Origin of the sequence: Arthrobacter sp. CAN_A2 (genome assembly GCF_015752045.1) — a bacterium.
Lineage (GTDB): Bacteria > Actinomycetota > Actinomycetes > Actinomycetales > Micrococcaceae > Arthrobacter_D.
The window spans coordinates 1-12,612 of the sequence record NZ_JADOUS010000021.1 but is presented as its reverse complement, the minus strand read 5'-3'; the positions used below and the strand labels follow the sequence as shown (position 1 = coordinate 12,612).

Sequence of the window (12,612 nt, the reverse complement as noted above, 5' to 3'; positions counted from 1 at the left end):
CCCGCTACGACAAACTCGCCCTCACCTACCGCGGCGGCGCCGTACTACGCGCGATTACCCTCTGGCTCAAACGGTTAGGAGACACGCCCTAGGCGAACAGATCCTCGCCCAAGCCTGCCAGAATACCCGTGCGTGGCTTGCTGAGGATGCGAACCGCAGCCTGGCGGTCAACGTCTCAGGACTTCAAATCGCACGAACCGGTTTCGCGGCAAAAACCCTTGTAACAGTCCAAGGCAACGGGGTGCGTCCCCAGCAACTTGTGCTCGAGGTCACCGAACACCTCTTCCTCGGGGCCGACCCGCATGTCATCGCTGAACTCGCGGCATTGCGCGGCGCAGGAGTGCGCATCGCACTCGACGATTTCGGCACCGGCTACTCATCCTTCGGCCAACTCCAGGACCTGCCCGTCGACGCCGTCAAACTCGACAAGTCCTTCATCCAGAGAATTGGTGGCCCTGCAGATCGGTCGCCCATCGTGGAATCGATGATCGCACTAGCGCACACGCTCGGTCTCGAAGTCACGGCCGAAGGAGTCGAAACCGAGATACAGGCGGACTACCTGCACCGTTTCGGATGCGACCGAACCCAGGGTTTCCTGTACGGGACAGTGACGCCGACCATCGTGGGCTGATGGGCGCCGCAAGGACCGGTCCCCGTTTCACCAGACCCCGGTCGGAGATGCACGGAAACACGGGAGCACAGACTCTCTGCTGAGAGCCGCAGCACCGCGCAACTGGACCATCTCCTCCTCGTCGCAAAGTCCGCGTGCGTCACGAAGCACCGGCCACAGTGAGCCGTTATTCGCTGGTGGGCCGTCGGCGTTGCCGCTTAGTCGCGGATCGCTGCTGCTTGTACGCCAAACGGCGACGTTCGGAGCCGCGCGTGGGACGCGTCGCGCGGCGCAGAGGGGGCGAAGGGGTAAGTGCGGCGGCCACAATTTCGCCGAGCGTCTTGAGAGCGATTTCGCGGTTCCGCAACTGGGACCGCTGCTCCGACACTGTCACCGTGATCGCGCCCGAGGCGAAGTTTCGGGCGAGCTGGTGAACGATTCGCATCCGCTGCTCATCGCTGAGCGTCGACGACTCCGATGCCACCCAGGTGAGTTGCACCCGACTGTCAGAAGTATTGACGTGCTGCCCGCCAGGCCCGGACGACCTGGAGAACTTCCACTGCAACTCGGTCGCCGGAATGATCAAGTCCGATGTCACTTCAAGATCCACGCAGTAAGCGTGACACGCCAGGCGTGTCTGGCGGCAGGCATCAACTATTGGAGGTCGTTCCGTCAACGACTTGACCGTGCGCGGCAGCGACCAGCACCGCCCGGCGACTGGCGGGTGTGCCGTCGCTCGGAAAAGCTCCCACCGGAACTCGTTATGGTGGGCGCCGACAACCGGCGTTTCGTCAACTTGCGGGTAACGAGGCGTTGCTCAAGTTCGTAGCGGAACCCGGCGCTTGACTGGGGTCAGCGGGGCTTGTAGACGCTGGATCTATGCTCGATGCGGTGGACGTACAGGATGTGCTCTTCGACATCGAGGGTGAACAGCACCCGGTAGTCACCGCGGCGCGCGGTGCGCAAGCCCAGGAGTTCGTTCGTGAGGGGCTTGCTGAGCCGGCGAGGATTATCGGCCAAGGGCCCGGTGACGAATTCGACGATCGCGGCGGCGGCCTTCTCGGGGAGCTGACGGAACCCCTTCAGCGCCGGACTGGTGACCTCGATCTTCCACGAACCTTGATCATTCGGTGGTGTTTCGCTCACCTCGGCGGCAGTCCGAACTCGCGGCGCAGGTCATCGCCGCTGACTGTTGCGCCCTCCGCGATGTCGCGTTTGGCCTGTGCCAGATCCTCCCTGATGCCGGGCTGCGACAGCCAATGGATGGTCTCCTGGAGGGACTCCAGATCATCGGCGGACATCAGAACCGCCGACGGATGCCCGTGCCGGGTGATCTGGATGATCTCGTGCGTCCTATCGGCTTCATCGACCAGGGACGAGAGCTTGTCCTTCGCTTCACTCAAGGGTACCGTTCTCATGCTCTAATTCTAGCCCAAAGTTTGGCTAATGAATAGCCAGATTTTTAGCCGATAACCGTGATTATGTCAACTAGAAGTGATCCTATTGCAGGATTTGCTGAATAGGACTCGGTGATACGACTCCCCGTTCGCAGGCATCCTGCCAAAGCACGCGTGTAGTACAGATTCCTGCTCGAGAACCCTTTGATGTGCGGGAACTGACGCGCAGATCCTCGACCAGACGACCGGGCACCTTACTCCCCCACGGCTCGGCCTCTTGCTGCCGCGGGTCTGGTAGTCGGACAGACCCCTCCCGGGGCCTCGAACCCGGGATAGTGGCGCGCCGGGCTGCTCTCAGGCGGGTAGGTCCGGCGCAGGGTAGGCGCCCCATCCCCCCTCATTGCCGCCGTCGCGGGCTTCAGCGGCAAGTTGGCGCCGAATGTAGGCACCAAGGTACGGCAGGGAGAATTGGACGTAACCGTGGCCGGCGGGTTGGACGTAGCCGGAGTCGATAAGACGCTTCTTGTAGACCTGAACATAGGCGTCGGATACGTTCATCCGATTGACGATGTCTGCAACCTTGGAGCGGTCTTCGTCCTCCGCCATGGCGTTAAGAAATTTCTGGTCCACATCGGAGAGATCGCCGTAGACGCGACTGATAACGCGGCTTTCGATCGCACGAATCGCCCGGTCGTGGGCGACGGTGGCATCAACGAGGGTGATGCATGGGGCGATGCTGTTGTTACGCCACGCGTAGTCCCCAGCGAGCTGTACGAGGTAGGGGTAGCCCTGAGCAAGGGAGACAAGCTTGTCTAGTGCCTCCTCGTCGATGGCGCGTCCGCCGATACCAGCAGTTTCGACGAACACGCGTCGTGTTTCGGGAGCCGAGAGGCGTTCAAACTCGAGCTCGCGTGAGCGCCGAAGAAACGTAGTGTGCTCCTCGGCAAGCAGTGCATCCAAGCTGACCTTCACACCCGCAAAGACGACCATGATCTGCGCACCGTCTTCGAGAGCGTGGGAAACTTGCAGGGCAAACTTGCTCAGCTCGCGCAGGCGTACCTTTCCGGCAGACACTTCATCGACGGTGATGAGGATGCCGCCGTCCGCGCCCATCGCGGAGGACAGAGCAACCAGGTCGGTGCGCAGCTGCGGTTTTACAACACGGTGCCGGTCAACGTACTCGATGTCAGCGCTGATATTCCAGATGCCCAGTTTGGTGAGACGTGCGCGAGTCTCTGGTGTCATCTCGTTGATGAGAGTGGGGATGGTCGAGTCCATCACCCGGCTCATGAGTCCGGCGCTGGCGTCATCGCTTATGACGAGCCATCCGGCTTCGCGCGCGGCGTCCTGGAGAGTAGTGAGGAACGAGGTTTTACCGACTCCGCGAAGTCCTGAGACGAGGACGGAATGGTTCTCGCCGAAGTCGAGGGTTTCGAAGACGGCCCTGAGTTCGCTGAGGTCTTCCCCGTGGCCCCCAAAGATGGCAGGTTTCTTGCCATAGCCCGGGGTGAACGGGCTTGGCGCTGTCTCAACCATTGCGGCCTCCAAATCGTATTTATTTTATTCTATTGTAGTGGTCGCGGGAAGGTCCTCACCTCCGTGTTGATCACAGCAGGCAGAGTCATGGTTCCGAGCGCCGCTATGCCGCTGTTCCTCATCGATGTCGTATCCAGTTCGGCTTGTTAGTCAGCTCTCCTTGGTATAGCTGCCACTATGACCACCCTGGTTGGCAAGATCGGAATCGGGCAGCTGCTGAGCGCGAAGTCTGCCTGTACGTTGGCTGCGCTGGGCTCACTCGAATAGAGCTTGACCGCTCAGCCCCTTAGAACGACCTGCCCCTGCTTCGATCTGAGGATTCCGTGGCCCTACGAACTGCGGAAGCCGCTTCGTCTTGTGCGGACTTCGTCGTGGGCTTCTCCGGCGCAGCCTTCCTCCTGCGGAGGACCTCGGCTTGATCCTTACCCCACCACGAGCGACGGTTGTCAGGGCGGGCGGAACCCTTGTTCTCGTTCACAGCGGACTCCTTTGTGTTCGGGTTCTGAACGGTGGGGGCCGAATCGCCGGCGACCTTAGGTGTCACCGGTGTTGCCGTACCTGTGGCCGCTGCTGCCTGTGCGCGGTGCCTGGCGAGCACGCGGGCGACGGCGGCCGACATATCGTCGCCCTGCGGCGGTACTAGTTCGGCCTGTCCGGCGTCCACAATCCGCGCTTCGCGCTGCTGCGGTGCCGGGAGGGGATCGCTGGCGGCGGCGCGTTCTGCGCGCATTCGGTCGATGACACGGCGGGCGGCCGCCTGCTCGGTGCTCATCCGGTCGACGATCACTGCCTCGTCCGCTCCCTGCTCGATCTGCGTGGTCGTTCGCGGTGCCACGGTGGTGAGCCGACTGTGCTTGTGCAGGGCGGTGGCACACTTGATGAGGCGCCGGGCGGTCGGGTCGTCCCGATACTGCTTCGGGATTAAGGATGTTTCGTGGCTGCCGATGTTGTACCGGTTCCGGTATGCCTCGGTTTCGGCTGCGACGCGGTGCCATTCGGAGGCCTTCGCGCCCTTCCCTGGCACGGGTCCGAGGGCGGCCGTCCACTCTGGCTTCTCCTCCGCGAGTTGAGTGCCACGGACCATGACCTTCTGTCCGAGGTGCGCCCGGAGCCGGTCAAGCTCGTTCCGGTACGCCGCCGGCACCAGATCATCGCGCAGGAGAACAGATGGTGCAAGATCCTCGCTGACCGACCCGACGGCAACCGGCAAAATGCTTGCATTCCTTGTCTTACTTGCATTACCAGCATTGCGGGGATTACTTACATGTGGCAGTGCGACGGCGCGGAGCTGCTGCTCGTGCCGGATAACGTCGCCGATGGTGACTTGGTGTGCGGAGCGGGGATCTTCCCCGCGGGCGGTGCGCTCGATCGCTGCCTGGGCCGGGGACAAATCTTGTCGGCGTTCCATCTCCACGGTCATCGCCTGCACCCTCCACTGATCCTTCGACACAGATCTCTGTGTCTCTGTGCCCGATGCTGCGGTGGGGTCGATGGCCTGGATCCGCTGCAGAACCTGGGTGCGGGCGTCGGTGAGGGGGTAGGTTCGCATCAGAGCGAACGGGCGCGCCGCCCACCCCTCATCCAACCCGGCGTCCATCGCCGCCTCGTCGGGCACCCAGTGCGGCAGTTCGGTCCCTACAGCGTGCTTCGCGGCTTGGTCCGCGAGGCGCTGCAGGTGATCATCCGTGACAGCACCGAGCGGACGCCGGTCGGCGTTGGTGAGGAGGCTGCGGGCGGCGTCGATGCGCTGCTCGAGCCGGTACGCGAGGACGGCCGCTGGGTCCTGAGCGTCATCGAACCCCCGCAGATGCCCGGTATCGGCACGGGTCCGGCCAATCCCCTGCCTGATGCTGTGCCAGATGCTGTGTTCGGCGTTGTGCCCGCTGCTGCCGCAGCTGACGCCCGCGGCTTGGGCGAGGAGGACGGCTGGGTCGAGTCCCTGTGCTTCTGCTGCGCGCAGGTGCGTGGCGACTGCTCCCCAGACGTCGTGTGAGGTGAACTGCACGGCGGTCCGCGGGCCAAGAACTGAAGCTGCGATGGTCCTGGTCTTGGCTTCCCATGCGGCGTTCTCGACCTCGGTGTAAACACTGGCGAGGGTGGCAACGTCACCGGAGCGGACGGCCTCTAGCCGTACTGCTTCGTGCGCTGACAGGGTCCGGTCGTAGTTCGCGGTGATCGTGGACAGGACGCTGTCACGGGTGACGGCCTGGTCGTTCTCCTCGCCGAGGGCGACATAAAGACGGTTCGTCTCGCGTCCGCGGGTGGCTGCGACGTAGGCGCCAGCGCGGTCGGTCCGCTCGTCCAGAATCGCGTGCGCGGTATCCACGGTCGCGCCCTGGGTGCGGTGCACGGTCGCGGCGTAGCCGAGCTGCCCGTGCTCGTGAAGGTATTCGGCGTCGACGGTAATCCGTCCGCGATGGCCAGCATGCTTCAAGGTGACGCGCTGCGTCTCCTGCCCTGCAGCTGTGTCGGAACTTCCGTCGGTGGCTGGGTCTGCGGTGACCTTTTCGACGGTCCAGACGTCGTTGTTCTTGACGAAGTCCTTGCCCTGGTTGACCTGCAGGGTGCGATCGTTCTTCCGGGTCACGACGGTGTCCCCGGCATAGGCGCGCAGGCCATCGCGGAGCACGACGGACGGTGTTGCCTCGGTGATCGGACCGGTGCCGTCTGTGAGGTCGCCGGTGGCTATGCGCGCGGCCTGTGCACGGGCGTTGAGGTCAGTGACGGTGGCGTTGTCGGTGGCGACCAGCAGCGACGTCTTACCGGCCTGGGTGTCGGCGATCCACGCTGCGAGGGCGTCCTGGGTCATGGCTTCGGTGGTACCAGCGGTGACACGGTTGTTCTCGAGGTACCAGTGGAACGGGATGTCCACACCGGCTGCGGGTGGTTCGCGCAGCGCCAGGGATGCCTCCGACTCGCCGTCCGTGCGGAAGCGGTGGACTTCCTCGAGGCGGACCGCTCCGACCTCGTTGTTGAGCAGGCGTAGCGCCCCGCCGGAGCCGATAGCTCCGAGCTGGCGGTCATCCCCGATGGCCCTGACGACAGCGCCGTTGCGGGCGGCGACGGCGACAACGTCCGCGAACTTCGGGGTGGTGACCATCCCCGCTTCGTCGACGATGATCACATCCCCGGCGCCGAGCGTGAAGGCCGGGTTGATGAAGCTCGAACGTGCGCCTCCGCCGTTGTCCTGCTGGTTCTGCTGCTGGTTGCGATGAGTGGCCAGGAACGCGTCAATGGTCGTGGCTTCCGCTCCGAGGTCTCCGCTCATGACGGCGGCCGCGGCGGCGGTAGGGGCGAGCCCGATGACCCGTCCGCCGGTGTCCCGGACGGCGTCGGCGGCCAGGGACAGGCTTGTGGTCTTACCCGTTCCTGCCGGGCCGATACCGAGGGTCAGCAGCTTCTCGTCGGTAGCGAACGCGCGCGCCAGGTCGATTTGTCCCTGGGACAGGGATGGCTTGCCGGCCTTGGCCGCGGCTTCGGTGTGCTTCGCCAGGACTGCGTCGAAGCGTTCCATGGACACGGCTGGGATGACGGTCTTCTGTCCGGCGGCGAGGACCCTGTGCTCCGCGTTCAGCACCTCCTGGGAGGTGAACAAGGCGCTGTCGGCCTGCTGGAACTGGCTCGATCCGTCGGCCCGCTGGAACTCGCGCAGGCGAGGTGCGATGGCTTCCGGTGTGACCTGGAGACTGCAGGTGCCGGTGACGGAGCGGGCGACCTTATCCACGGTCTCGTCGGTGATGGTCTGCCCGGGAAAGGCGTCTTTGAAGTGCCGGCGGGTCTGGGCGATGACGTGATTCCGACCCCATGAAGCGCGCTTGGCTGACAGCTCGTGGACGATTCCACGAGCATGCTCATGCACGTTCAAGTCAGCGACGGTGGGACCGGCCTGGGCGCCAGTACGGGCCCGGGCGCTGGTACTGCGGACGTGCTCAAGGAGGGCCGGTCCGACCGGCATCCCCACCCCGGCGCCCAACCCCGTGCTGTAGTCCTTCTGCCATTCGTCGACCAGCTCGGACAGGCGCCGGGCGCTCTTCTTCTCCGGCCGGGTCTCCAATGTGGCCTGCTGTGCGAGGGCGATCTTCTGCTTATCGCTGGGAGAGTACCCGTGCCGTGAAGTGAACTCGCCTTCGAGCCGGTTGATCGCTCCGGCGATGTTGGTGCGCCTCGAGGATGCCCGGTGGATGGCGTCGAGGTCGATGCCGGCGACCTCGACGATCGGCTCACCCCCGCCGCCAAAAGCGCGGGCGACCGTACTGACGCCGAGGGACGCGCAGACCTTCTCGATGACCTTCGCGTTGTACGTCTCGGAGGCGGCGACGCCCATCTTGTAGAGGGTCCGCCCGTCAATGGAGGACCACTTCCCATCGGTACCGCGGACCTTGTTCGCGATGACGACGTGGTCATGCAGTTGCGGGTCGCCGGCCCGGGAGTCGTAGTGCCGGAACTGCGTTGCGACCAGACCACCGTCGACGTCGATCTGCCGCACTCCGTTCTTCCCCCGACGCGTGTAAAGGGCGTTTCTCTCAAGGAACGCGATGGTCTCTTGGATGGCTTCGTTGTGTGCCGCCTCGACGGCCTGCCGTGCTTCGTCGCCGCCGAGCGCCCAGAGCAGGGACACCGATTTCGCCGGTGAGAACACCAGGTCGTACCCGGCGACGGTCTGCTGCTTCGGGGTGGTGTGCGCGGTGATGTAGCGGGCGAGTTCTTCGTTGCTGCGGGCGTTCCGCCCGTGGGATTCACGGAACAGCTCACCTCCGACCCGGGAACGGATCTCGTGCATGACCTCCTTCGGCAGCGCCTTGTCCGCGTTCTCGACTCCGGCCCAGGCGGGCCCGCTAGTGCGCCGGAACCGGGCTACTTCCTCGTCGATACGACGGGTCATGTCGGTGTTGGCTTCACCATATTGGTGGTACTTCTGACCCAGTTTGATCCGCTCGGTCGTACCGCCGGCGGTGAGGATGCTCGCGGCCTCAGGGTGCAGGCCCTCCCCGTAGAGGGCTTTCATCTGCGCTTCGGTCACCTCCCCGGAGACGCCGAGGAGCTGCTCGGAGTGTCCGACCCACTGCCCCGGAGGCATGCCCTCAACGGTGTAGTAGTCCCCCAGCTCCCGGTCCCCGGCGCGCAGCTCGTCGGCGCTAGCGACCTCGGAGGTGTAGTAGGCGTAACCGTCCCCAGCACTGAGCTTATGGACGGTCATCACAAGCCTCATTCTCGCGGGCTGCGGCGTGCTTGTCGACCTCACTTATCAGGATGCAAGAGGTGTGACAGATTGTGCTGGTTGGAAGGGTGTGAAATCGCACGGTGACAACGGAGGTAGGAAACCGAGATGGAGCGCCGTGGAAACCAGTACGATTGGTCCATCGACTCTCGATGCGGTTGTGCACATGAGAATGGGCGGTGGGTAACAGCTTCACCGTTATCCACGGGTCGTTCGATTGTGCGTCAACCGCAAACGGACGTTATCCACCAGGTGGGCAGGGCAGAGACGTGAGGTTATCTCGGAGCTGTCCACGTGTGGTCAACGTCCGTGGCATCCAGTCCGAGCGTCAGCGAGGCCCGCATGGGTATTTCGTAGGCAATTCGCGGGTGCCGGCGGTGACGTCGGGCATAGTCGGTGATCGGTCGGGGTCGGCCCGTGGTGGGCGGCCGCTAACCGTTAGGTTTGGCAGGGATTGTGCGTCGGATCGCAAGTCGCGGTCGGGGCAGTGTCAGGCACAGGTTTTGAGCGCAGGATCAGCGAAGGGGACGAGCCATCATGGCAGCACCGAGGAAGTCAGCGCAGCAGGTCGCGGCACGGGAGAAGGCGCGGGCGAAAGCCCAGGAACTCACTGAGCGGCACGAGCGATTGATCGACCTGGCGGCGGAGTTCTTCGAGCAGGAACAGCAGGCCGAGCAGATCCGCGCCGAGGCGCAGGAGCGTGCCAATGCGATCCTGGCGAAAGCCGAGCAGGACGCAGAAGCGGCCGCGAAGGAAGCCGGCGCGAAGGTGCAGCAGATGCTCGACACCGGAGAGAGCCGGGTAGCGGTCGCCGCCCGACTCGGGCTCAGTACCGCCGAGATGAAGCGGGCCCTGGACGGCGCCGTCGTCGGCACCTCATCCGCGGACACCTGGAAGGGTGGGACCGCGTCGACGATCGCGGACACAGCGGACGAAGTCGCAGATCAGGTCGCTGCCGAAACGAAAGCCGCCTGACAACGAAGTCCTAGCGGGCAGCACGAAGTGAGGGGACTGAGAATGTCAACGCGGATGGAAGCGATAACTATCGAACTACGCCTTTGGGCGCCTGAACATTGGCTTACGAACGTATTTCCCAGGCTGGCCTGAGCACCGCGGGTACAGTCGTCCTAACTTTGAAGTTGGGGGACTGCAATGACCAGTGCTGGAAACCGTGTGACAATCATCGTGTTTATCGGAGTGGGGCTACTCGCCGTCGCGGTGATTCCGTTCCTGGTTATACCTGTGATCGTTGCCGGCTCCTGGGTCCTCGCAGCGAAACTGAGGACCACTGACCCAAGCTTCTCCCTGGCATGGCTTTTTGCTGGCGTCACTGCCAGTCTCCTAGCCGCAGCAGTGGGCGCCAGCATCTTTCTGGCACCTCAGGCCGCCGTGTCAGTCCTCCTACTTCTGGGATTCATCGTTCACGCGGTGACGGTAATTCTCTTCGGTAAGGCCTGGAGCCAAGGAAGCGACCATCCGACGGCTGCTTGGGTCGCTTCAGTGTCCTTTGGTCTGGTGGGCCTACTCGGGGTGGTGCTGATGGTGACTTTCGGCCGAGGGATTGCCCTGGCCGATGCAGGGCAGTCTTCCTGGGTGATTGACACCCTGCTCCTGCTCAGTGTCATCGGCATACCCGCATCCCTTCTGACAGGCCTCATTGCCCTCGTCAGAATGCGCACACACCGTACGCCGTCACTCACCCGCTGAACGATCCTCCAACCAACCTGTGCCTATGCGCGCTGGGGCTGCGGCTTGCGAGACGCTCTTCCTAGCTGGGGGCCTTTTCCGGTGTTCGGCTGATGATGCGAGCCGCCTCTGCCCCGGCAGCGTGAGATCGGGCAGGTTCGGCAGTGGCGTAAAGGGAGTTGAGTTGGCGATAGAGGATTCGGGCGATATAGCGCTTGAGGGACCTGCGGATCTCGCGGTAGCTACGGCCTTCCTGCGTTCGTCTAGCCACATACTCCCGGGTGCCGGGATCGTGGGTCATCCGGGTCATGGTGATGGTGTGCAGGGCACGGTTAAGCCGCCTGTCACCACCCCGGTTGAGCCTGTGCCGGACAGTGTTCCCGCTTGAAGCCGGTAAGGGGCTCACCCCTGCCAATGAGGCAAACGCAGCTTCGCTGCGAACCCTGCCTGGATGCGACCAAGCTGTCAGGATCGTAGCGACAGTGACAGCCCCGGCGCCCACCATCTCCAACAGCGGCGCCGCGGGGCTTTGCCGGATCAGCTCTGTCATACGCTTCTGGTTCGCCGTCAGCTGAGTGGTCACTTCGTGGACGCGACGCGCCAACCGGACTGCTTCCTCGCGTGCGATCGATAGCTCGATCTGTTCCTGTCGTTCCCGCCATCTGGTGATCGTGGCGATCTGGGCGGGAACCAATGGCTTACGAGCGTCGATTCCCAGATCGTGCGCCCGGAGTAAGGCGATGAGCGCATTGACGTTCATCGTTCGATCCCGCGTCAGCTGATCCCTGGCCGCGCTCAGGATCCTGAGTCCGGCACGGGTTCCTTCATCCCGGCGCGGGGCTCGAAGCTGAGACTCCTCTAAGCCGATGACAGCGGTTCCAATGGCGGCAGCATCCAACGGGTCGGATTTACCGATCCCTCGGCGGCCGCGGGCGTTCATCCGTGGTGCTTCGGCGACGACGTAGCCGACCTCGGCTACTGCCCGAGCCAGGCGCGCCCCGTAGGAGCCAATACCCTCAATGGCCCACAGACACCCTGTGTCGCCGTCCGTCCGTCGACCTACCCAGGCAAGTGCGCGGGCAATCCCTGCCGAGGTGGTCGGGAACTGCTCGCACGCGATCTGCCGCTTGGTACTGGTCTCGATGATGGCGTAGGTGTGTGTGCGGGCGTGGCAGTCCACGCCGATGACGAATGGGTGGGACTGCGCAACGATAGGCAACGCGGCCACCCTCCTTCCTTTGGGTCTGCTGCACGGATAGGTGACATCTGATCTGGCTTGCCATGAGGCTGGCCTGGAAGGATGTTGCTGTGCCCAAGCCATACCCTGAGGAGTTCCGTGACGATGTGGTGCGTGTTGCGAGGAACCGCGAACCCGGCGTGACGATTGAGCAGATCGCGAAGGACTTCGGCGTTCACCCGATGACACTCACCAAGTGGCTGCGTCACACCGAGACCGATGAGAGTGTCAAGCCTGGTCAGGCGCGTAGCGAGACGGTGGAGAACCGTGAACTGCGCAAGCGGGTCCGGTTGTTGGAGCAGGAGAATGAAGTCCTGCGGCGGGCGGCAGCGTATCTGTCGCAGGCGAACCTACCGGGAAAAGGCTCTACCCGCTCGTGAAGGAGCTCGCCGTCGACGGGATTCCCGTGACGGTGACGTGCCGGGTCCTGAAGCTCTCTCGCCAGCCCTACTACCGGTGGCTGATCGCCCCCGTCACCACGACTGACGTCGCTGAGGCGTATCGTGCGAACGCACTCTTCAATGCCCACACCGACGACCCCGAGTTCGGCCACCGGCTCCTGGCAGACGAGGCCCGCGACGCCGGGGAAACGATGGCTGATCGGACCGCGTGGCGGATCTGCGCGACCAATGGGTGGTGGAGCTCATTCGGCAAGAAACGCGGGAAGAACGGGAAGAAACCGGGACCGCCGGTCCACGACGACCTCTGCACGATCACGGACGACACGGGCCGGGTCCGGCACGAGTTCACCGCTGAGAAGCCGAATCAGTTGTGGCTGACGGACATCACAGAGCACAAAACGATCGAAGGAACGCTCTACCTCTGCGCGATCAAGGGGCCCTTCGCATTTAGGCGTGGTTGGTTCGTTTCGCGCGGTAGGGGCGGTGGCCGCCGGCAGCGAGTAGGCAGCGGAGTCTGTAGTTGGTGA

11 protein-coding genes are annotated in these 12,612 nt (G+C 63.8%); 5 read left to right on the top strand and 6 right to left on the bottom strand.

Annotated features, from left to right (window positions below; translation table 11 throughout):
* The first annotated feature begins 61 nt into the window (after window positions 1-61).
* Window positions 62-631, top strand: a complete 570-nt coding sequence (locus IWX63_RS15625) for an EAL domain-containing protein (protein ID WP_334685931.1) — start codon at window positions 62-64, stop codon at window positions 629-631.
* 166 nt (window positions 632-797) lie between these two features.
* On the opposite strand, the gene arfB is transcribed toward IWX63_RS15625, so the two are convergent.
* The 5 genes from arfB to mobF all read right to left on the bottom strand — a co-directional run bounded on the left by arfB (window position 798) and on the right by mobF (window position 8,740).
* Window positions 798-1,220 carry an alternative ribosome rescue aminoacyl-tRNA hydrolase ArfB gene (gene arfB, locus IWX63_RS15620; RefSeq protein WP_199279077.1) on the bottom strand — a complete coding sequence of 141 codons (423 nt, stop codon included), beginning with the start codon at window positions 1,218-1,220 and terminating at the stop codon, window positions 798-800.
* A 242-nt stretch (window positions 1,221-1,462) separates the two neighbouring features.
* Entirely contained in the window at window positions 1,463-1,756 is a 294-nt protein-coding gene (locus IWX63_RS15615) for a type II toxin-antitoxin system RelE family toxin (protein ID WP_334685930.1), read from the bottom strand.
* Window positions 1,753-2,028 (bottom strand): type II toxin-antitoxin system Phd/YefM family antitoxin, encoded by a 276-nt coding sequence (locus IWX63_RS15610; RefSeq protein ID WP_199279076.1) that lies wholly within the window; start codon window positions 2,026-2,028, stop codon window positions 1,753-1,755. Before IWX63_RS15610 ends, IWX63_RS15615 begins: the two co-directional genes overlap by 4 nt.
* Window positions 2,029-2,361: 333 nt before the next feature.
* On the bottom strand, window positions 2,362-3,543 hold the full coding sequence (locus tag IWX63_RS15605) for an ATP-binding protein (protein ID WP_199279075.1): 1,182 nt from the start codon (window positions 3,541-3,543) through the stop codon (window positions 2,362-2,364).
* 286 nt (window positions 3,544-3,829) lie between these two features.
* A complete protein-coding gene (mobF, locus tag IWX63_RS15600; RefSeq protein ID WP_199279074.1) occupies window positions 3,830-8,740 on the bottom strand; it encodes a MobF family relaxase in 4,911 nt (1,636 codons plus the stop codon).
* Window positions 8,741-9,298: 558 nt separating this feature from the next.
* Here mobF and IWX63_RS15595 point away from each other — a divergent pair.
* Both IWX63_RS15595 and IWX63_RS15590 read left to right on the top strand, forming a co-directional pair.
* Window positions 9,299-9,736, top strand: a complete 438-nt coding sequence (locus IWX63_RS15595; protein WP_199279073.1) for a hypothetical protein — start codon at window positions 9,299-9,301, stop codon at window positions 9,734-9,736.
* Between the two features lie 198 nt (window positions 9,737-9,934).
* Entirely contained in the window at window positions 9,935-10,468 is a 534-nt protein-coding gene (locus tag IWX63_RS15590; protein WP_199279072.1) for a hypothetical protein, read from the top strand.
* 61 nt (window positions 10,469-10,529) lie between these two features.
* Here the strand turns inward: IWX63_RS15590 and IWX63_RS15585 are convergent, their stop codons facing one another.
* The gene (locus IWX63_RS15585) at window positions 10,530-11,675 is read right to left on the bottom strand and encodes an IS110 family transposase (RefSeq protein ID WP_334685929.1); all 1,146 of its coding nucleotides are present in this window, start codon (window positions 11,673-11,675) and stop codon (window positions 10,530-10,532) included.
* A gap of 80 nt (window positions 11,676-11,755) precedes the next feature.
* On the opposite strand from IWX63_RS15585, the gene IWX63_RS15580 reads away from it, so the two are divergent.
* Window positions 11,756-12,064 carry a transposase gene (locus tag IWX63_RS15580; protein ID WP_199279071.1) on the top strand — a complete coding sequence of 103 codons (309 nt, stop codon included), beginning with the start codon at window positions 11,756-11,758 and terminating at the stop codon, window positions 12,062-12,064.
* Window positions 12,061-12,612 (top strand): hypothetical protein, encoded by a 552-nt coding sequence (locus tag IWX63_RS15575; RefSeq protein WP_199279070.1) that lies wholly within the window; start codon window positions 12,061-12,063, stop codon window positions 12,610-12,612. The genes IWX63_RS15580 and IWX63_RS15575 overlap by 4 nt, the downstream gene beginning before the upstream one ends.

What these genes read in the sequence shown, in the direction of transcription:
- mobF (WP_199279074.1), bottom strand. Translation starts at nt 8,740, where the DNA reads ATGACCGTCCATAAGCTCAGTGCTGGGGACGGTTACGCCTACTACACC.
- IWX63_RS15595 (WP_199279073.1), top strand. Translation starts at nt 9,299, where the DNA reads ATGGCAGCACCGAGGAAGTCAGCGCAGCAGGTCGCGGCACGGGAGAAG.
- IWX63_RS15610 (WP_199279076.1), bottom strand. Translation starts at nt 2,028, where the DNA reads ATGAGAACGGTACCCTTGAGTGAAGCGAAGGACAAGCTCTCGTCCCTG.
- IWX63_RS15605 (WP_199279075.1), bottom strand. Translation starts at nt 3,543, where the DNA reads ATGGTTGAGACAGCGCCAAGCCCGTTCACCCCGGGCTATGGCAAGAAA.